Origin of the sequence: Cardiobacterium hominis, from assembly GCF_900637305.1 — a bacterium.
Classification (GTDB): Bacteria; Pseudomonadota; Gammaproteobacteria; order Cardiobacteriales; family Cardiobacteriaceae; genus Cardiobacterium; species Cardiobacterium hominis.
The window spans coordinates 100,024-118,313 of record NZ_LR134365.1; the positions used below are offsets into that span (position 1 = coordinate 100,024).

Below are 18,290 nucleotides of genomic sequence, written 5' to 3' on the forward strand. Positions count from 1 at the left end.
CCCGCCATGACCATTCCCTACCTCCTCCTTGACGACGCCCGCGCCGGGCGCGCCCGCCTTTACCGCGACCACATCCGCCGCGACACCCTCGCCGCCGCCGACCTCGACCAGCTTGATGCCCTGCTCGCACGCGGTTGGGCGGAAGGCCTGCACGCCGCGCTGCGCATCCCTTATGAATTCGGCCTTGCCCTGATGGAGCTCGCCGAGAGCGCGCCGCCGCTCGTCCTCGACTGGTATGCCCGCCTCGACCAATTACACGGCGACGCCATCGACGCCTGGCTGCGCGACCAGCACGACGGCGCACCCGCCGGCCTGCTTGACCTGCGCTTTGACACCGACCGCGCCGCTTATGCCCGCACCATCGCCGCCATCCACGAACTCATCCGCGCCGGCAACACCTACCAAATCAACTACACCCTGCGCGCGACCGCCGCAAGCTACGGCAACCCCGTCGCCCTCTACCAGCGCCTGCGCGCGCTGCAACCCGCACCTTATGCGGCGCTCGCCTGGCATCCCGCCGACGGCCACACCCTTTGCCTCTCGCCCGAACTCTTTCTCGCCCGCGACGGCGACCACCTCCACACCTTGCCGATGAAAGGCACGGCGCGCGCCGCGGGCGACATCGAAGCGGCAAAGGCGGCGCTTGCCCGCGACCCGAAAAACCGCGCCGAGAACACGATGATTGTCGATTTGCTGCGCAATGACTTGAGCAAAATCGCGCGCCCGCACGGCGTGAGCGTCAGCGACGCCTTCCACGTCGCCCGCCACGGCGAAGTTCTGCAAATGACCAGCCGCGTCAATGCCCGGCTGCGCCCCGGCATCACGCACGCCGCCATCCTGCGCGCCGCCTACCCCTGCGGCTCCATCACCGGCGCGCCGAAACGCATCACCATACAATACATCGCCGCGCTGGAGGGCAGCCCGCGCGACCTCTACACCGGCGCGCTCGGCTATATCGAGCCGGAGGAAATGCGGCTGAACGTCGCCATCCGCACCCTGCAAATCACCGACGGCCACGCCCGCTTCGGCGTCGGCTCCGGCATCACCATCGACAGCGACGCTGACGACGAATACCGCGAATGCCAACTCAAAGCCGCCTTCCTCCGCCACCCGCCGGACATCGGCCTCATCGAAACCCTGCGCGTTGAAAATGGCGAACCGCAACAGCTTGACGCGCATCTCGCCCGCCTTGCCGCCAGCGCTGCCGCCTTGGGACTGCCCTGCGACGTTGCCGCAATTCGGGCGGCAGTTATCGCGCGCTGTGCGGCTGGCACACAACCCCAGCGCCTGAAAATCACCCTGCAACACGACGGCACGCCGCAACTCGAACGCGCGCCGCTTGATGCCATCGCCCGCGACGTCCTCGTCTGCGAACACGGCACGCCGCTGCCCGACCGCGACCCGCTGCGCCGCCACAAAAGCACGCACCGCGCCCATCTCGACCGCATCTGGCAGGCCGCCGTTGCCGCTGGCGCGTTCGACGCGTTGCTTTACAACGAAAGCGGCTACCTGCTCGAAGGCGCGCGCAGCAGCGTCTTCCTGCAAATCGACGGCGCCTGGCACACCCCACCGCTCGCGCTCGACATCCTGCCCGGTATCGCCCGCGCCCGCCTCCTCGCCGAACCGGCGCTGATTGGCACGACACACATCACAGAAAGCCGCCTGAGCCGCGGCGACGTCGCCCGCGCCACGCGCATCTGCCTCGCCAACAGCCTGCGCGGCATCCTCACCGCCCGCCGGATTGCCTGACCATGACCGTCCCCCTCGCCACCATTTGCGCCCACATCCGCGCCACCCTGCCTGACTGCACCCCGGCGAGCGTCGCCGCGCATTTCGCCTTGAGCCGCTTCCACTTGAGCCGCCGCTTTCACCGCGAAACCGGTCTGCCGCTGCGCGACTACATCGCAGCGCTGAAAATCGAACACGGCATCGCCGCACTGGTCGCACAAAAGCCGGTTATCGACTCGCAACTCGATGCCGGACACGAAAGCGCCGCGACCTACAGCCACACCTTCCGCGTCGCGACCGGCATTGCCCCCGCCCGTTACCGCGACAAAATCGCCGCCTACAGCGCGACCCTTTCCGCCGAACTCGCCTGCCCGCAGCCGCGCACCTTCAGCTATCACGGCTATGCGCCGCAACAACACCCGCAGCCACGGGCGCTTACCGTGCGCCTTCGCGGCGGCGAGGCGCGGCACGTCGTCTTCGCCGGACTCTTTCCCGCGCCCATTCCGCGCGGCGTGCCGGTACTGGGTCGCGCCCTGTTCCATTGCCGCGAATTTCGCATTGATGCCGTCCCCGACGGCACCTACTACCTGCTTGCCTGCGAAATCCCGAAAAGCCGCAACCCGCTGCGCTATTTCCGCCTCGATCACTGCCTGCGCGCGCTGCACCCGGCGCCCGTTACCTTCCCGCTCCCTGCCGCCACGACTATCGAGCTCTCCCTGCGTCCGTTTGCGCCGAGCGACCCGCCGATAACCGTCAACCTGCCGAAACTGCTTTACGATTTCCTGCGCCAGCGCAATCCATGACAAGCCGCGCGGCGCGGGCGGCGCTATCCTGTCGCGCCTTATCAACAACAGGAGCTGACATGAAAAACCCCGCCAACTGGTTCACCCTTTACGTGCGCGACCTGGCGCGTGCCAAAGCCTTCTACGAAGCCGTTTTCCAGATTGCGCTGGAAGACCTGCCGGTTGAAGGCACTGATGCGCGCTATTGCAAGTTCCCCAGCGACCACGACGCGCCCGGCTGCAGCGGCATGCTCTGCCACGACCCGCAGCAACCCTTTACCCCTGGCAATACCGTCCTGCTCTATTTCGCCTGCGACGACTGCGCGATTGAGGCGGCACGCGCCGCGCAGCATGGCGGCAAGGTGCTGATTGGCAAGACCGCCATCGGCAACGATTACGGCTTTGACGCGGTGATTGAAGACAGCGAAGGCAACCGCATCGGCCTCTATTCGGCGCAGTAAGCATCCGCGCAGAGATAAAAAAGCCACCCGACGGTGGCTTTTTTATCTATCTAGGTGCCTCGCGTTGCAGATAAAAAACCGCCGTGGTCGGCGGCGGTTTTTTGCGGTTTAGCGGCGGCAGCGGGTGAAGTCGTGGCTTTCGCGGTCTTCCAAAATGAGCTGGTGCGCGCCGAGGTAGATGATGTTCGAGGCGACGGTCTGCTGCGGTTTGTCATTGACGTCACGCGCGATGTTTTCCGCCGCCGGGCGTACTTGCGCCTCGGTTTTGTTGGACAGGACGAGGCGCGGTTTGATGGTTTCCAGCAGGATTTTGTCGCCCGCCTGACGCCAGCTGCCATCCGAGGCGTAGTCGAAGTACAGCCGCGCCTGCGGGTTGTTTTTGCTGTAGATGCGCACTTCCAGTTTGCCTTCGCCGTGCAGGCTGCCGTCTTCTTTGTGCTGCCAGTGGGTGTTGTCGATAAAAATCAGGTAGTTGTTGCCGTATTGCTGGTAGCTGATGGTTTGGCAGCGCCAATTGCCGCTGATGCCGTCGCCCGCTGCGGCGCTGGCGATGCCCGTGAGAAGGAGGAGTGTGAGGAGGAGTTGCTTCATGGTTTGCTCTAATTGTTTAACGGATGGTAATTATATCGGCTTTGCCGGGGGCTGTTGCAGGTATTTTTCGATGGCATCGAGTGCGGCGGTGGGCTTGGCGAGCGGGTCATATTGGCTGATGGCGAGGTCGCGGCCAAGGCGGTTGTTCATCCAGGTGATTTGCCGTTTCGCCAGTTGGCGGCTGGCGATGATGGCCTGTTCGATGGCGCTTTCGCGGTCGCTCGCGCCATCCAGGTATTGCCAGATTTGCCGGTAACCGACGCTGCGCATGGAGGGCGCGGCGAGGGAGAGTTGCGGGCGGGCTTTGAGCGCGGCGACTTCCTCAATAAAGCCTTGCGCAATCATCATTTGAAAGCGCTCGGCGATACGCTGATGTAGCACGGCGCGTGCCGGATTGAGGCCAATGGCGAGTGTCGGCCACGGCGGGCGGCGCGTTTGTTGTGCGGCATAGAGCGCGCTGGGCGTCTGTCCGGTAGTCAGGATGAGCTCAAGGGCGCGGACGAGGCGCTGGCGGTCGTTGGGTTTGATGGACGCCGCCGTTTGCGGGTCAAGCCGCGCCAGTTCGGCGTGCAGGGCGGCGCTGCCCTCGGCGGCAAGGCGCGCTTCAATGCGGGCGCGATTCGCCGGATCGGCGGCGGGCAGGTCGTCAATGCCGGTATATAAAGTGTGGTAGTAGAGCATGGTGCCGCCAACCAGCACCGGGATTTGCCCACGGGCGTGCGCGGCGGCGATTTCACGGCGGGCATCGGTGGCAAAGCGCCCGGCGGAGTAGGGTTCTTCGGGGTCAAGGATGTCTATCAGCGCGTGCGGGTAGCGGGCCAGGGTGGCGGCATCCGGCTTGGCGCTGCCGATGTTCATGCCGCGGTAGATCTGCGCGGAGTCCACGCTGATGAGATGCACGGGGTAGCGGTCGGCGAGGGCGAAAGCGAGCGCGGTTTTGCCGGAAGCGGTCGGGCCGATGAGGCAGATGACGGGGCTCAAGGCTGTTTTTCCCATGGCATGGCGGGTTGATGGCAGCGCAGGCGTAGGGTGTCGGTGCTGTCGCCTTGCAGTATCCAGACGGCGGTGTTGGGCATGGGCAGACCGCTCTGGAAGCGGCGGAAGGCGCTCATGTCGGCGGAGGTTTCGGCGCGAAAGCCGAGCAGCCGCCAGGCAAGCAGACCAATCCAGATGCCGTGGCCAAAGAGCAGGCTGCCGTCTTCGAGCTGCGGGTAGTGGTCGAGAAAGGCGCTGATGCGCCGGTTGAAGGCAGCGAAGCTGTCCGCACCCGCGCCGGTGCATTCCAGAGGGTCGGCGCGTTGCCAGTAGGCATCCGCCAGCGGGCGGCGCGCCGTGCCGTCCATGCCGCGAATCAGGTCAAAGGCAAGGCAGGAAAATTCGTTCAGCAGCTGCAAGGTTTGCGGCGTGATGCCGTGCGTGCGGCAGTAGGGCGCAGCGGTTTCATGGGTGCGGCGCAGTTCTGAGGTGTAAATGTGGACGCTTCGCGGCAGTCGGGCGACCAGCGCTTGCGCCTGTTCGCGTCCCAGGGGCGAGAGGGAGATGTCGCGCTCCGGTTTGCTGATGCCGCCGGCGTTGGCTTCGCTTTGGGCGTGGCGGATAAGGTAGAGGGTTTTCATGGTTATTCCCCACGCATGAAGTATTTGCCGAGCTCGTCGGTGGTGAGTTGCACCCAGGTGGGGCGGCCGTGGTTGCATTGGCCGCTGGCCGGGGTGGTTTCGATGTCGCGCAGCAGGTGGTTCATTTCGGGGATGGTGAGGCTGTCGTGCGCGCGCACCGCCTTGTGGCAGGAGAGACGCGAGAGGATTTCGTCTTGCAGGCGCTCGATGGCGATGCTCGCCGGATATTCGCCCAGCTCGTGCAGGAGGTCGCCGACGATTTCGGCGACGGCGGCGTGTTTCAGCAGCGATGGCACGGCGTTGATGTGGATGCGGCTTTCGTCCGCGCTGGCTTCGAGGTCAAAGCCGAGGCGGTGCAGCCAGTCGCGGTGTTGGGCGAGGGTGTCGAGGTGCGCCGGGGTGGCGGCGAGGCTTTGCGGCAAGAGCAGGCGCTGTACTTCGGGGTGCCGCGCGCGCAGTTGCGCTTTCAGGCGTTCGTAGAGGATGCGCTCATGCGCGGCGTGCATGTCTACGATGACGAGGCCGCGCGCGTTTTGCGCGAGGATGAAGATGTTGTGGATTTGGCCGAGGGCGTAGCCGAGCGGGTGTTCTGTCTGGTCGTCATTGACGGGCGCGGCAGCGTAGTCTTGCTCCCCTCTCCCTGTGGGGGAGGGGCTGGGGATGGGGTTTGTTGATGTTGAACCGCCGGGATGAACGGGCGACGGCGCGATATTTTGCGCCCATTGGTAGTAGGCGGCGCTTTCGGCCAGCGCACGGCGCGGGGTTGTCGGGCGCTCCAGGCGGTAGTCGCCGCTGTAGCGCAGCGGTTGTTGCCGGGCGACGGCGGGCACTTCGCGCTCGGGCGGCGGGGCGGGGTTTTCGGGGCGCGGTGCGGCGGCGGGGGTGTTGCCGCGCAGGGCGTGGTGCAGGCTGCTGTAGAGGAAATCGTGGGTGAGGCGGCTTTCGCGGAAGCGCACTTCGTGTTTGGCCGGGTGGGCATTGACGTCGATGTGTTCGGGCGCGATGTCGAGGTAGAGGACGTACACCGGGTGGCGGCCGTGGTAGAGCATGTCCTGGTAGGCCTGGCGGATGGCATGCGCGATGATTTTGTCGCGGATGATGCGGCCGTTGATGTAGAAGTATTGGCGCTCCGGCTGGTTGGTGGCGCTGGTTGGCAGTCCCACCCAGCCGTAGAGGTGCATGTCGGCGGCGCGGGCGTCAATCGGCAGCGCTTGTTCGAGCAGGTCGTCGCCGAGGACGCTGGCGATGCGCGCGGCGAGTCCTTCGCCACCGTAAACGCCGAGCGGTTTGCCGTGGTTGTTGAGACGGATGGTGATGCCGTCGTGGCTTAAGGCCAGGTTTTGCACGAGTTGCTGGATGTGCTGGCGTTCGGTGCGTTCGCTTTTCAGGAATTTTTTCCGCGCCGGGGTGTTGTAGAAGAGGTCGCGGATTTCGATGGTGGTGCCGGGCGGGTGTGCGGCGGGGCTGATGGCATCGCCCAGATGCGGGCTGATACGCCAGGCGCTGCTTTCGCCTTCGGCGCGGCTGGTGAGGGTGGTTTTGGAGACGGAGGCGATGCTCGGCAGCGCTTCGCCGCGAAAGCCGAGGGTGGTGATGTGTTCGAGGTCGTCGAGGTTGCGGATTTTGCTGGTGGCGTGGGTGGCGAAGGCGAGCGCGAGGTCGTCCGGGTGGATGCCGCAGCCGTTGTCGCGCACGCGGATGAGTTTGCCGCCGCCGTCTTCGATGTCGATGTCGATTTGCGTCGCACCGGCGTCAATGGCGTTTTCGATAATTTCTTTGACGACGGAGGCGGGGCGTTCGATGACTTCGCCCGCGGCGATTTGGTTGATGAGGCTGTTCGGGAGTTGTTGGATGCGGGGCATGGGAGGGAGTGATATAAAAACGGGTTATTGGTATGGCCGCGTGTTCACCACAATTTCATTCTTTTTTTCTCTATGACGACTTTGCTGTTTTTAATGTTAACGTCGTATATGGATTGAGGATTTACGATATGGCCCAAATACAGCAGCGGTTTTTTCTCCCGCAGTTCAAAATCCAGGCTGCCAATCATGGTCAGTGCGTATTTGTCCGCCTCGATATTCTGTCCGTCTTTGCGCAGTTGTTTCAGATCAAAGCGCCGCAGATACAGTTTACCGTTGCGGTCATCCACATCACTGCTAAAGGTCGCTTGTGCCTGTATGTGCTCGGTGTGTTCGGCATTGGTAAATTCGTAGGCGGTTTCGATGATGATTTCGTTATTTTCAATACGAATGTTGGGATGAGAGAGTTTGATGGTTCCGATCGAGAATACGGACTCTTTCACTTCCAGCGGGAATTGGGCCTTGATAGCGGTTATGACGGTTTCATCTGGAATTTCGATTTCATTTTGATTGTATAGATAGGCGCCAATAGCGGTGGCGATAGCAAGGATGCCCAAGATGATAAAGGTCAGGATTTTTTTCACGTCATCTCCTTTGGGTATTTTTTTGCGACATTGCGGTTATTCTCTTCAGAAACCCAAAATCGTTTCTAGGTGGTCAATAACGGATAGTTGTAGGCGCTTCATGATGACGAATTCTTCTGGGCTTGAAGAAAGTGGCATAGCAGTTGGCGAGGGCTTTGAATTCTATTTATTAAGGCCCTGTTTTTAGTAATACGCCCGCGCGAGGCGGGCATTTTCTGGATTTTATAGCGCGCTTTGTACGGTTTCGAGCAGGGCGCGCGCTTCTTTGTCGTTTGCCGCCTTGCCGTCCGGGGTTTGCACGACGGCGAGGCTGTGGTCACCCTGGTCAGAGAGGCGGATGAGGTAGCGCGGCGCGTTGTCCGCCGTTTGTGGTTTTTTGCTGCCCCAGAGGCGCGACCAGAAGCCGGTTTTTTCGGCTTTTTCGGCGCTCTGCGGCTGGTATTGCACTTGGTAGGTGCCGCTTTTGTAGTCTTGTTTTTCGAGAGCAAAGCTCGCTTTGTCGAGGCCGATACCGAGGACGCGCCATGCCTGGCCGTAGTTGCCCTGGATGGAGAGTGCCGGTTTGCCGCCCGCCGTGGTCAGTTGGGCGCGCACGCCAGCGGCAGCAGCATTGCTTGCGCTGCCGTGTTGTTGGCTAAGGTCGTTTTGTCGGCGCAGTTCGGCAGAGACGAAGAGCGCGATGCGCCGCGTCATTTCCAGTTGCAGTTCGGGGTTGTCGTTGTCGGACTGGCTCCAGCGGAAGCCTTGCGGGTCTTTGCTGTTGGTGTCGCGCACCGCTTTTTCTTCGGCCTGGCTATAGACGATGGTCACGCCGGTTTTGTCGCCTTCGTGCGAGAAGCGAACGCGGTAGCGGTCGCGGGTGCCGCTGTCGTGGGTGAGTTTGATGATACTGTCGAGTAGGCCGCTGATGCCGGAGCGCGGCAGGTCGGAGAGGTTTTCCAGCCAGTCGGTTTCCATCAGGCCAATGGCAGGCTCTTGGGTGCGCAGGCGGATGCCGTTATTTTCCCAGTATTTTTTGACCGCCGCCCAGGTGGTCGAGGTGTCGGCGGCGACGAGGATGTAAGGCAGCGCGCCGGGTTGTTCGACGACTTGCACGCCGTAGAGTTGCGGCAGCACTTCGATGAAGCCGCGTTTGTCGCGGATGGCGTTGTCCTGGCTGTAGGCGCGGTAGGTGGCGACGCTCGCCGGGTTCATGTCCGGCACGGTGAGCTGGTCATCGAGTGTGCCACCGCTCAGGTCTGGCGGGATTTCCAGTTGGCGGCTGACGTTGCTTTGCCGGTAGTCGGGACGGCGGTCGGGGATGGCGTCGCGCAGGCTGTTGTTGCTACAGGCGGCGAGGAGCAGGGCGGTGCCCAAGGCGAGGAGTTTGCTTTTCATGGTTTTAGCGGTGTGTTTAGAGGAGTTGGGCGTGGCGCAGCGCGGCTTCAACGCGGGGTTGTACGTCTGCGGCGAGTGGTATCAGCGGCAGGCGGATACCGGCGCCGATTTTACCGAGGCGGTAGAGCGCCCATTTGACCGGCAGCGGGTTGCATTCGTAGAACATGGCTTCGTGCAGCGGCGCGAGGCGGTCGTTCAGCGCGTGGCAGCGGCTGGCATCGCCTGCAAGTCCGGCGGCGACCATGTTGTGCATCACGTCCGGCGCGAGGTTGGCGGTCACGGAGACGACGCCATCAACGGTGCCGTTGCACAGCGCATCGGCGGAGAGGCCGTCCTCGCCGCAGAGCAGGTCAAAGTCCGGCGGGCAGACGGTGCGCAGTTCGACCATGCGCGCCATGTTGCTCGCTTCTTTGATGCCGACGATGTTCGGAAGTTGGGCGAGCGCGACCACGGTTTCGGGGAGGAGATCGCAGGAGGTGCGGCCGGGGACGTTATACAAGAGGTGCGGCATCGGCACGGCGTCGGCGATGGCCTTGAAGTGGGCATAGAGGCCGCGTTGCGGCGGTTTGTTGTAATAGGGGACGACTTGCAGGGTGGCGGCGCAACCGACGTCGTAGGCGGCAAGCGAGAGGTCAATCGCCTCGCTGGTGGCGTTGCCGCCCGTACCGGCAATCACCGGCAGGCGCCCGGCGACTTTTTCCACGGTGAAACGGATGACGGCCTTGTGTTCGGCGGGGTTTAAGGTGGCGGATTCGCCGGTGGTGCCGACGGAAACGATGGCGTCGGTACCGCTCGTGCAATGCCATTCAATCAGGGCGGCGAGGGCGTTCCAGTCAACTGCGCCGTCGTCGTGCATCGGTGTCACCAAAGCGACGATAGAACCTCTAAACATACTGTTTCCGGGTAATAAAGAGGGCGCAATGTTATGCGCTTTGCGGTGCTAAAATCAAGCGTACCCCCCGTAACCACAGGCGCTAATACCATGAACTTACCGCAAGATTTGACCCTCGCCAGCACGTCCGCCGCCCCCTTCACCCCCGCCCGTTTGCAGGGGCAGTGGACGGTGCTTTATTTCTACCCGAAAGACGCCACGCCGGGCTGCACCAGCGAAGGCTGCGCCTTCCGCGACCTGCATCCTGATTTCCGCGCGCTGGAGGCGCAAGTCATCGGCGTTTCGCGTGACAGCATCGCCTCGCATGAAAAATTCCGCACCAAGCAGCAGTTTCCCTTCGAGCTGGTCAGCGATCCGGAGGAAATCCTCTGCCGCGCTTTTGATGTCATCAAGGAAAAGCACAACTACGGCAAGACTTATATGGGCATCGAGCGCAGCACGTTTCTCCTCAACCCGCAGGGCGAAGTCGTGCGCGCCTGGCGCAAAGTGAAAGTCGCTGGGCATGCGGAAGAAGTGCTGCAAGCGTTGCGCGCGGCGCAGGGTTAAAACGCCAATTCGCGCATGCCTTGCTCCAGCGCGAGCAGCCGCTCCTTGATATAGAGCGCGTCTGTGCCGCCGTTGTAGCCGGTGAGCCCGCCGTTTTTGCCGATAACGCGGTGGCAGGGAATGATGACCGATGCCGGATTGCGGCTGATGGCGCCCGCTACCGCGCGGGTGGCTTTCGGGTTGCCGATGGCGTCGGCGATGTCCTGATAGCTGCACGTCTTTCCGCAGGGGATGGCGCGCAACGCCTGCCAGACCTGCTCCTGAAACGGCGTGCCGACGAGGCGCACGGGCAGGTCGAAGTCGCGGCGGTGGCCGGTGAAGTAGGCGTTGAGTTGCGCGACGGTTTCGGCAAGCAGCGGGGTCGCCTGTTCTTGCAGCGTGGCGTTGAGCAACTGCGGCACGCGGCTGTCGCTGTGATAGCCGTTGCTGGCGATGCGCCAGTCGCAGAGAACGAGCGCGCCCTGCCAGTCGCCAAGCAGCAATTCGCCCAGCGGCGAGGGGTAGTTTCGGGTGTGGATGACGTCCATATTTTTTCCATTGGCGGCAGGGCTGCAATGCTAATATAGCGCGCGTTTTTTGTGCAAACGGATGATGTTATGCCCCCGATTTCCCGCATTACTTTGATGGGTACCTCCGGCGTCGGCAAGACCACGCTGGCAACCCTGCTGCATGGCGCCGGCTGGTTTCATTATTCCGGCGATTACCGCATCGCCACCCGTTATCTGAACGAGCCCATCAGCGACTGGCTGACCGTGCTGGCGCGGCGCGAGCCCACGCTGGCGGCGCTTCTGCGCGATGATGCGGTCAGCGTCAAGGGCAAGGTGAGCATCGAGCGGCTGCATATCCTTTCCGCTTTCGTCGGCAAACTGGGGCGCGACGGCTACGACGCCCGCACCTTCATCGAACGGCAGCGGCTGTTTAACGAAGCCGAGCGCGCGGCGATGTACGACGTCCCCGCCTTCATCGAGCGCGCCGAGCGCCTCTATGGCTACAAGGCCTTTATTAACGACGCCGGCGGCAGCATCTGCGAAATCGACGACGACGCCCTGATGCAAACGCTGGCCGCACACACGCTGTTTGTCTATATCGACACCGACGAAGCGCTCTACGCCGAGCTGGAAGCGCGCGCCATGCCTACCCCAAACCCATCTGCTACCACGCCGGCTTCCTGCAAGAAATGATTGGCGAATACAGCCTGCTGAAAGGCGGCCTCACCCCCGACCGCTTCGAATCCGACGACTTCATCCGCTTCGTTACCCCGAAAATGATGGCGCACCGCCGCGCACGTTACCTGCAACTCGCCGCGCGCTACGGCGTGACCCTTGGTGCGCGCGAAGTCTGGCAAGTACGCGACGCCGCCGACTTCAACGCACTGCTCGCTGCCGCTTACGCCGCGCAAAGGAGTGCCTGATGCCGCTCGTTGCCCACCGCGAACTCGAATCGCTTGACCGCCTGCGCGCCGAAGGCCAGGAAATCCTTGACGTCCGCCGCGCCAGCCAGCAGGACATCCGCGAACTGCACATCGGCCTGTTGAACCTCATGCCCGACGGCGCGCTCAAAGCCACCGAGCGCCAATTCCTGCGCCTCATCGGCAACTCCAACCGCATCGCGCAATTCTACGTCCACATCTTCACCGTCCCCGGCGTGCCGCGCAGCGCCGACATGCAGGCCTACATCGACAGCCATTACGAAAACTTCGACGACCTCGCGCACGACGGCCTGGATGCCATCATCTTCACCGGCACCAACCCGCTGCACGCCGACCTCGCGCAAGAAGCCTACTGGCCGCACGTGCAGCGCGTCTTCGACTGGGCGGATAAAAACGTCACCTCCGTCCTCTGCTCCTGCCTCGCCTCGCACCTTGCGCTACAACACTTCCACGGCATCGCGCGTAAGCGACGCGACGAAAAACTCTTTGGCGTCTTCAGCCACCGCGTGCTGGACCGCAGCCACCCGATGCTCGCCAACATCAACACCCGTTTCGACATGCCGCACTCGCGCTGGAACGGCATCAGCGCCGCACAACTCGAAGCGCGCGGCCTGCCGGTCCTGGTCGCGGGCGAAGAAAGCGGCGTGGCGATGGCGAGCTCACCCGACGGCTTCCGCCAAATCTACTTCCAGGGACACCCCGAATACGACCGCAGCAGCCTGCTCAAAGAATTCCGCCGCGACCTCGCCCTCTACCAAGACGGCAAACTGCCGCAGCCGCCCAAACTGCCGACGCACTACTTCACCCCCGCCGGACAGCGCCTCATCCGCGACTACATCGAATCCGGCCGCCCCATCAGCGACTTCCCCGAAGCACAACTTGCCGACGAAGTGGACGTTACCTGGCGCGACACTGCCAAAGCCCTCTTTGCCAACTGGCTCGGGCTTGTCTATCAGCTCACCCACAAAGAACGCCACCTGCAATACATGGACGGCATCGACCCCGCCGACCCGCTGGGGCGGCTGCGTCGCTGACTGCGCATGAAAACCAGCCGCCGCACCCTGCTTACTGCTGCCGCCTTTGCCGCCTTCACCCCGCGCCTGAGCGAAGCCCAACCCACCCAAGAAAAACCCATGACCACCCACACCTACCACGACGCCATCCTCCATTACCGCGACAACGGCAAAACTGACGCCCCTGCGCTCCTCCTCCTGCACGGCGGACTGGGCACAGCGGCGGACGACTTCGCCCCGCTCCTGCCGCACCTGCACCCACACTACCGCGTCATCGAAAACGACACACGCGGCCACGGCCAATCCACACGCGGCAGCGCCCCCCTCACCTACGCGCAAATCGCCGCCGATGCCAAACACCTCATCGACACCCTCCGCCTCGACGCCTACCACATCCTCGGCTTCAGCGATGGCGGCACCGCTGCCTACCACCTCGCCCTCAGTGACGAACGCGCACAAAGCGTGCTGACCATCGGCGCCAACTGGCATAGCAGCCAAATTGAACCCGCGCGCGACATGTACGAAAGCCTCACCCCCGACTTCCTCCGCGAAAATATGCCCGCCCAAGTCGCCGCTTACGAACAACAAAACCCGCAACCCGACCTCACCACCCTGACCGCCGACCTGCGCCGCCTGTGGCTGGACAACAGCACGACGGGCTACCCCAACGAACGCGTCGCCGCTATCAAACAACCCATCCTGGCAGTACGCGGCGAAGACGATTTCCTGCTGAACCTGCCCGACTGGGCGGCGCTGCGCGAACAAAACCCCGCCGCGCACCTGCTGCACATCCCCTTCGCCGGCCACGAAGCCATCAAAGCCCAGCCGGACATCCTTTGGGCGGCCATCCAAACCTTCCACAAACCCTAAACCCACCCACACAAACCCTATGACCCCCATGAACAAAACCCTGCTCATCCTCGGCCTGGCTGCCGCCCTCACCCTCACCGCCTGCGCCAGAGGCGACACCACCGCCGCCGTCGGCAAACACAACCTCTCCAAAGGCACCTGCACCGGCATCCACGCCGACGGCCGCGAATACAAAGAAGAAATGACGCAAAGCAACTGCCAGATGGTCGGCGGAAAATTCACCCCGCGCAACCGGCAGAAAATCATCTGGTTCTAGGCGCGGTTTACCCTTGCCTTGCTGCGAACACCGTTCTGCGGCTACGCGCCAACCAGCCCCGCATTTACATACACCTGAGCGCTCAACCTGTATGTAAACGCCACTCGAAAAAAAACACCATGAAAAAAACATTCCTCACCTTCCTCGCACTTGCCAGCGGCACTGCCATTGCCTGCCCCGGACAATTTGACCCGGCATCCGGCACTTGCACCTTTCAAGGAAACAACGGCGAATTGGTGCAATACCAAGAAGCGCCCCCGCAGGGCTACGGCTCTTCCGCCTACCAAGAACCGCCGCCGCCACAAATCCAGTACTACGAAGTCGGCTATGCCGCCATCGCGGTAAACGACAGCAACAGCAACCTGCATTGGACAGTCAATGCCAACAGCCCGGAAGAAGCCAGGAAAGAAGTACTCGCTTCCTGCCAACAAAAAGACGGCGCGGGTGCGGCTTGCACCGTTGTCTTCGGCACACACGAAGAATTTTTCTCCGTAACGCGGGGCTACAAAGGCGACAGGGCAACGTTTTTCTTCGCCGACGGCACGCTGAGTTTCGAGCGCTCGATGGCAGACTGCCAAGCCGCCGGCATGAGCGACTGCGAAGACGTCGTTATCGAAGGACAGCCGCGCCGTTTCCTCTAACCTGCCCCGTTTACATACACCTTAGTCGCTACCCTGTATGTAAACGGCAAAAACCCGCACACAAAGAAACCACATGAAAAAACTACTCCTCGCACTCCTCGGCATCAGCAGCGGCGCTGCGCTTGCCTGTGGCGGACAATATGACCCGGTATCGGGTACTTGCCGCATCGTCGCGCCGGATGGCCAAATGATGTATTACAACGCGCCCGTACAGGGCTACGGCTCCTACGCCTACCAAGAACCGCCGCCGCCACAAATCCAGTACTACGAAGTCGGCTATGCCGCCATCGCGGTCAATGACAACAACAGCAACCTGCATTGGACAGTCAATGCCAACAGCCCGGAAGAAGCCAGGAAAGAAGTACTCGCTTCCTGCCAACAAAAAGACGGCGCGGGTGCGGCTTGCACCGTTGTCTTCGGCACACACGAAGAATTTTTCTCCGTAACGCGGGGCTACAAAGGCGACAGGGCAACGTTTTTCTTCGCCGACGGCACGCTGAGTTTCGAGCGCTCGATGGCAGACTGCCAAACCGCCGGCATGAGCGACTGCGAAGACGTCGTTATCGAAGGGCAGCCGCGCCGCTTCCTCTGACCCGCCCCGTTTACATACAGGGTAGCGACTATCCCGTATGTATAAATCCAACCCACAGAACCCAAGGAACCCACATTGAACGCCAAACCTGACTGGAGCATTGCAGACGCCGACGAACTCTACCGCATCAGCGGCTGGGGCGCGGGCTACTTTCGCCTGAACGCCGACGGCAACCTCGTCGTCAGCGCGCCGCTACGCAACGGCAAAACCGCCGAAATCGCCATGCTCGACCTCATCGAAGGCATGGAAGTGCGCGGCAAATCCATGCCGGTCATGCTGCGCGTGCAGAACCTGCTGGAAAACCAGATAAAACTCATCAACGAAAGCTTCTCCAAAGCCATCGCCGACAGCAACTACCGCGGCAAATACCGCGGCGTCTTCCCCATCAAAGTCAACCAGCAGGCGCAAGTCATCGAAGACATCGTCCGCTTCGGCAAACCCTGGCAGCACGGCCTCGAAGCCGGCTCCAAAGCCGAACTGATGATCGCCCTCTCCATGCTCTCCGAGCCAGGGCCGCTCATCGTCTGCAACGGCTACAAAGACCGCGAATTCGTCGAACTCGGCCTGGGCATGACCAAACTCGGCTTCCAGGTCATCTTCGTCATCGAAACCCCGGCAGAACTGCCGATCATCGTCGAAAGCTCGCAGGCGATGGGCGTGCGCCCGGTCATCGGCGTGCGTGCCAAACTCTTCTCGCGCGTCTCCGGCCGCTGGAATGCCACCAGCGGCGACCGCTCCATGTTTGGCCTGAACGCCTCACAACTCGTCGGCGTCATCGACGGCCTGAAAGCCGCGGGCATGCTTGACTGCCTCCAATTCCTGCACTACCACCTCGGCTCACAAATCCCCAACATCCGCGACATCCGCACCGGCGTGCGCGAAGCCTGCCGCTACTACGTCGAACTCGTCGAAGAAGGCGCGCCGATGCGCTTCCTCGACCTCGGCGGCGGCCTGGCGGTGGACTACGACGGCAGCCGGACATCTGCCATCCACTCGCGCAACTACGCCCTCGAAGAATACTGCGTGGACGTCGTCGAAACCATCCAAAGCGTGCTGGACGAAAAAGGCATCGAACACCCGACCATCGTCACCGAATCCGGGCGCTCCACCGTCGCCTACTCCACCGTGCTGATGTTCAACATCCTCGACGTCACCGGCTTCAGCGACGCCTCGCTGCCTGCCGACATCGACGAAAAAGCCTCCGACCTCGTGCACAACCTCATGGAAAGCTACCGCATGCTCTCCGACAAAACCGTACAAGAATGCTTCAACGACGCCGTGTACTACCGCGACGAAGCGCGCGACGGCTTCATGCGCGGCCAGCTTGACCTGCGCACCCGCTCGCAAATCGAACAAATCTTCATGGTCATCATGGCGGAAGTCCAAAAAATCGCCGACCGCAACCCGGACGCCCTCTCCGAACCCGAAGTACTCAAAACCATGCTCGCCGACATCTACTACGGCAACTTCAGCGTCTTCCAATCGCTGCCGGACGCCTGGGCGATTGACCAAATCTTCCCCGTCGTGCCGCTGCACCGCCACCTGGAGCGCCCGACGCGCAACAGCATCATCGCCGACATGACCTGCGACAGCGACGGCAAAATCGACCGCTTCCCGGAAAACGGCGAAGTCAGCCGCGCCCTGCCGCTACACGAAATCCGCGAAGGCGAAGAATACTACCTCGGCGCATTCCTCGTCGGCGCCTACCAAGAAACCCTCGGCGACCTGCACAACCTGCTCGGCGACACCCACGTCGTCTCCGTGTACATCAACGAAGACGGCAGCTTTGACTTCGTCGGCGAAGTCGAAGGTGACTCGGTGGCAGACGTCCTGAGCTACGTCGAATACCAGCCGAACAACCTCCTCGCCCAATTCCGCCAGACCGCCGAACGCGCAGTACGCAACGGCACCATCAGCGCCGGCGAGCGCCAGCACCTGGTAAACGCCTTTGAAGCGGGCCTGCGCGGCTACACCTACTACGAACAATAAACACACAAAGCCGCCTGCGGGCGGCTTTTTCGAACCCGTTTAGACCCCGTGAGTAGGAGCGGAAATCGCCCGCCCCCGCTTCGCAGGGAAGAAGGATTCAAATAATAAACAGCCTAGGGGGGTGACTATAATGCGCCCTTCCCTGCCCCGGAGAACGCCATGCCCGCCCTCACCGCCTACCGCCAACTGCAAGCCATCCGCGACCGCCTGCCGCAATACCGCCCGCACGCGCGACCGCCGCAACTGGCGGAAAACATCCTCGCCCTCGCCAACGTTTACGACGTCTATTGGTTCGACGCCTTCGGCGTGCTGAACGTCGGGCCGCAACCCATCCCCGGCGCGGTAGAAGCGGTCGCCGCCCTGCGCGAGCGCGGCAAGCAGGTGTTTGTCCTCTCAAACGCCGCCAGCGTCAGCAAGCCAAACATGGTCAAGCGCTTCGCCGGGCTGGGATTCGACTTCAGCGCGGAAGAAATCGTCACCAGCCGCGACGCCGTGCTGGACGCCCTCGCCGCCTACCCGCGCGACACCCTCTGGGGACTGATTGGTCTCGACCACAGCCAGGAAGACCTGGACGCGCGCGGCGTGCGCTACCTGCACCAGGACGACCCGCACTTCCACGACGCGCCGGACGGCTACCTTTTCCTCGCCACCGCGAACTGGGACGACGCGCGCCAACATCGCCTGCTGGATGCGCTCGCCGCCCGCCCGCGTCCGGTCATCCTCGGCAACCCCGACCTCATCGCGCCGATGCCGGAGCACACCTCCATCGAACCCGGCAGCTACATCCTCACCCTGCCGGACGAAGCCTTCGCACACGTCCACGTCTGCGGCAAACCCTACCCTGCCATCTACGAACACGCCGCAGGCCGCCTCGCCTCCTTTGACCCGGCGCGCACCCTGATGTGCGGCGATACCCTGCACACCGACATCCTCGGCGGCAACGCCTTCGGCGTGCGCACCGCCCTGCTCACAGCGCACGGCTTCTACCGCGACCTCAACTACCACGACTACATCGGCGACAGCGGCATCGTCCCCGACCACATCCTGCCGCGGTTATAAACCGA

At 62.7% G+C, this 18,290-nt stretch carries 21 protein-coding genes; 13 read left to right on the plus strand and 8 right to left on the minus strand.

What is annotated here, in order from left to right; all coding sequences use genetic code 11:
- Positions 1-6 precede the first annotated feature (6 nt).
- From EL199_RS00395 to EL199_RS00405, 3 genes are read left to right on the plus strand one after another with little or no spacing between them, the layout of a single operon-like run.
- Positions 7-1,749: a chorismate-binding protein gene (locus tag EL199_RS00395; RefSeq protein WP_004142770.1), complete on the plus strand. Its 1,743-nt coding sequence runs from the start codon at positions 7-9 to the stop codon at positions 1,747-1,749.
- Between the two features lie 2 nt (positions 1,750-1,751).
- Positions 1,752-2,531 (plus strand): helix-turn-helix transcriptional regulator, encoded by a 780-nt coding sequence (locus EL199_RS00400; protein WP_004142768.1) that lies wholly within the window; start codon positions 1,752-1,754, stop codon positions 2,529-2,531.
- A 59-nt stretch (positions 2,532-2,590) separates the two neighbouring features.
- Positions 2,591-2,971, plus strand: a complete 381-nt coding sequence (locus tag EL199_RS00405) for a VOC family protein (protein WP_004142766.1) — start codon at positions 2,591-2,593, stop codon at positions 2,969-2,971.
- Between the two features lie 108 nt (positions 2,972-3,079).
- Here EL199_RS00405 and EL199_RS00410 read toward each other — a convergent pair whose 3' ends face one another.
- The 7 genes from EL199_RS00410 to dapA form a co-directional block, all read right to left on the minus strand.
- Positions 3,080-3,562 (minus strand): hypothetical protein, encoded by a 483-nt coding sequence (locus EL199_RS00410; protein WP_004142764.1) that lies wholly within the window; start codon positions 3,560-3,562, stop codon positions 3,080-3,082.
- Positions 3,563-3,592: 30 nt separating this feature from the next.
- Positions 3,593-4,558, minus strand: a complete 966-nt coding sequence (gene miaA / locus EL199_RS00415; protein ID WP_004142760.1) for a tRNA (adenosine(37)-N6)-dimethylallyltransferase MiaA — start codon at positions 4,556-4,558, stop codon at positions 3,593-3,595.
- The gene (locus EL199_RS00420) at positions 4,540-5,178 is read right to left on the minus strand and encodes a histidine phosphatase family protein (protein ID WP_004142758.1); all 639 of its coding nucleotides are present in this window, start codon (positions 5,176-5,178) and stop codon (positions 4,540-4,542) included. The genes miaA and EL199_RS00420 overlap by 19 nt, the downstream gene beginning before the upstream one ends.
- Before the next feature lie 2 nt (positions 5,179-5,180).
- On the minus strand, positions 5,181-7,040 hold the full coding sequence (gene mutL, locus EL199_RS00425; RefSeq protein ID WP_126315936.1) for a DNA mismatch repair endonuclease MutL: 1,860 nt from the start codon (positions 7,038-7,040) through the stop codon (positions 5,181-5,183).
- A gap of 44 nt (positions 7,041-7,084) precedes the next feature.
- Positions 7,085-7,621 carry a hypothetical protein gene (locus EL199_RS00430; RefSeq protein WP_004142755.1) on the minus strand — a complete coding sequence of 179 codons (537 nt, stop codon included), beginning with the start codon at positions 7,619-7,621 and terminating at the stop codon, positions 7,085-7,087.
- Between the two features lie 222 nt (positions 7,622-7,843).
- Positions 7,844-8,998, minus strand: coding sequence for an outer membrane protein assembly factor BamC (bamC, locus tag EL199_RS00435; RefSeq protein ID WP_004142754.1), 1,155 nt, complete (start codon positions 8,996-8,998; stop codon positions 7,844-7,846).
- 16 nt (positions 8,999-9,014) lie between these two features.
- Positions 9,015-9,890, minus strand: a complete 876-nt coding sequence (gene dapA, locus EL199_RS00440; protein ID WP_040355964.1) for a 4-hydroxy-tetrahydrodipicolinate synthase — start codon at positions 9,888-9,890, stop codon at positions 9,015-9,017.
- A 90-nt stretch (positions 9,891-9,980) separates the two neighbouring features.
- On the opposite strand from dapA, the gene EL199_RS00445 reads away from it, so the two are divergent.
- The gene (locus EL199_RS00445) at positions 9,981-10,436 is read left to right on the plus strand and encodes a peroxiredoxin (RefSeq protein ID WP_004142745.1); all 456 of its coding nucleotides are present in this window, start codon (positions 9,981-9,983) and stop codon (positions 10,434-10,436) included.
- Here EL199_RS00445 and EL199_RS13425 read toward each other — a convergent pair.
- A complete protein-coding gene (locus EL199_RS13425) occupies positions 10,433-10,963 on the minus strand; it encodes a methylated-DNA--[protein]-cysteine S-methyltransferase (RefSeq protein ID WP_004142743.1) in 531 nt (176 codons plus the stop codon). The two genes, EL199_RS00445 and EL199_RS13425, sit on opposite strands and share 4 nt — an antisense overlap.
- Positions 10,964-11,032: 69 nt before the next feature.
- Here EL199_RS13425 and EL199_RS00455 point away from each other — a divergent pair, with 69 nt between their 5' ends.
- The 9 genes from EL199_RS00455 to EL199_RS00495 all read left to right on the plus strand — a co-directional run bounded on the left by EL199_RS00455 (position 11,033) and on the right by EL199_RS00495 (position 18,285).
- Complete coding sequence (locus tag EL199_RS00455; protein WP_004142742.1) at positions 11,033-11,617, plus strand: nucleoside/nucleotide kinase family protein; 585 nt, start codon at positions 11,033-11,035, stop codon at positions 11,615-11,617.
- Positions 11,614-11,847 carry a hypothetical protein gene (locus EL199_RS00460; RefSeq protein ID WP_004142741.1) on the plus strand — a complete coding sequence of 78 codons (234 nt, stop codon included), beginning with the start codon at positions 11,614-11,616 and terminating at the stop codon, positions 11,845-11,847. Before EL199_RS00455 ends, EL199_RS00460 begins: the two co-directional genes overlap by 4 nt.
- Positions 11,847-12,899: a homoserine O-succinyltransferase MetA gene (gene metA, locus EL199_RS00465; protein ID WP_004142740.1), complete on the plus strand. Its 1,053-nt coding sequence runs from the start codon at positions 11,847-11,849 to the stop codon at positions 12,897-12,899. Before EL199_RS00460 ends, metA begins: the two co-directional genes overlap by 1 nt.
- A gap of 6 nt (positions 12,900-12,905) precedes the next feature.
- Entirely contained in the window at positions 12,906-13,748 is an 843-nt protein-coding gene (locus EL199_RS00470; protein ID WP_004142739.1) for an alpha/beta fold hydrolase, read from the plus strand.
- A gap of 19 nt (positions 13,749-13,767) precedes the next feature.
- Positions 13,768-14,004: a hypothetical protein gene (locus EL199_RS00475; RefSeq protein ID WP_004142738.1), complete on the plus strand. Its 237-nt coding sequence runs from the start codon at positions 13,768-13,770 to the stop codon at positions 14,002-14,004.
- Positions 14,005-14,123: 119 nt separating this feature from the next.
- Positions 14,124-14,645: a DUF4189 domain-containing protein gene (locus tag EL199_RS00480; protein WP_126315937.1), complete on the plus strand. Its 522-nt coding sequence runs from the start codon at positions 14,124-14,126 to the stop codon at positions 14,643-14,645.
- A 73-nt stretch (positions 14,646-14,718) separates the two neighbouring features.
- A complete protein-coding gene (locus EL199_RS00485) occupies positions 14,719-15,237 on the plus strand; it encodes a DUF4189 domain-containing protein (protein ID WP_126315938.1) in 519 nt (172 codons plus the stop codon).
- A gap of 75 nt (positions 15,238-15,312) precedes the next feature.
- Positions 15,313-17,226 carry a biosynthetic arginine decarboxylase gene (gene speA, locus EL199_RS00490; RefSeq protein WP_004142735.1) on the plus strand — a complete coding sequence of 638 codons (1,914 nt, stop codon included), beginning with the start codon at positions 15,313-15,315 and terminating at the stop codon, positions 17,224-17,226.
- Between the two features lie 159 nt (positions 17,227-17,385).
- A complete protein-coding gene (locus EL199_RS00495) occupies positions 17,386-18,285 on the plus strand; it encodes an HAD-IIA family hydrolase (RefSeq protein ID WP_004142732.1) in 900 nt (299 codons plus the stop codon).
- The last annotated feature ends 5 nt before the right edge of the window (positions 18,286-18,290 follow it).

Bases quoted from the DNA above. Each gene is read 5' to 3' on its own strand.
- EL199_RS13425 (WP_004142743.1), bottom strand. From the start codon at position 10,963: ATGGACGTCATCCACACCCGAAACTACCCCTCGCCGCTGGGCGAATTG.
- miaA (WP_004142760.1), bottom strand. From the start codon at position 4,558: ATGGGAAAAACAGCCTTGAGCCCCGTCATCTGCCTCATCGGCCCGACC.
- EL199_RS00455 (WP_004142742.1), top strand. From the start codon at position 11,033: ATGCCCCCGATTTCCCGCATTACTTTGATGGGTACCTCCGGCGTCGGC.
- EL199_RS00445 (WP_004142745.1), top strand. From the start codon at position 9,981: ATGAACTTACCGCAAGATTTGACCCTCGCCAGCACGTCCGCCGCCCCC.
- EL199_RS00405 (WP_004142766.1), top strand. From the start codon at position 2,591: ATGAAAAACCCCGCCAACTGGTTCACCCTTTACGTGCGCGACCTGGCG.
- EL199_RS00410 (WP_004142764.1), bottom strand. From the start codon at position 3,562: ATGAAGCAACTCCTCCTCACACTCCTCCTTCTCACGGGCATCGCCAGC.
- bamC (WP_004142754.1), bottom strand. From the start codon at position 8,998: ATGAAAAGCAAACTCCTCGCCTTGGGCACCGCCCTGCTCCTCGCCGCC.
- EL199_RS00400 (WP_004142768.1), top strand. From the start codon at position 1,752: ATGACCGTCCCCCTCGCCACCATTTGCGCCCACATCCGCGCCACCCTG.
- EL199_RS00395 (WP_004142770.1), top strand. From the start codon at position 7: ATGACCATTCCCTACCTCCTCCTTGACGACGCCCGCGCCGGGCGCGCC.
- mutL (WP_126315936.1), bottom strand. From the start codon at position 7,040: ATGCCCCGCATCCAACAACTCCCGAACAGCCTCATCAACCAAATCGCC.
- dapA (WP_040355964.1), bottom strand. From the start codon at position 9,890: ATGTTTAGAGGTTCTATCGTCGCTTTGGTGACACCGATGCACGACGAC.
- EL199_RS00470 (WP_004142739.1), top strand. From the start codon at position 12,906: ATGAAAACCAGCCGCCGCACCCTGCTTACTGCTGCCGCCTTTGCCGCC.
- EL199_RS00485 (WP_126315938.1), top strand. From the start codon at position 14,719: ATGAAAAAACTACTCCTCGCACTCCTCGGCATCAGCAGCGGCGCTGCG.
- EL199_RS00420 (WP_004142758.1), bottom strand. From the start codon at position 5,178: ATGAAAACCCTCTACCTTATCCGCCACGCCCAAAGCGAAGCCAACGCC.
- EL199_RS00480 (WP_126315937.1), top strand. From the start codon at position 14,124: ATGAAAAAAACATTCCTCACCTTCCTCGCACTTGCCAGCGGCACTGCC.
- EL199_RS00495 (WP_004142732.1), top strand. From the start codon at position 17,386: ATGCCCGCCCTCACCGCCTACCGCCAACTGCAAGCCATCCGCGACCGC.
- metA (WP_004142740.1), top strand. From the start codon at position 11,847: ATGCCGCTCGTTGCCCACCGCGAACTCGAATCGCTTGACCGCCTGCGC.
- EL199_RS00475 (WP_004142738.1), top strand. From the start codon at position 13,768: ATGACCCCCATGAACAAAACCCTGCTCATCCTCGGCCTGGCTGCCGCC.
- EL199_RS00460 (WP_004142741.1), top strand. From the start codon at position 11,614: ATGATTGGCGAATACAGCCTGCTGAAAGGCGGCCTCACCCCCGACCGC.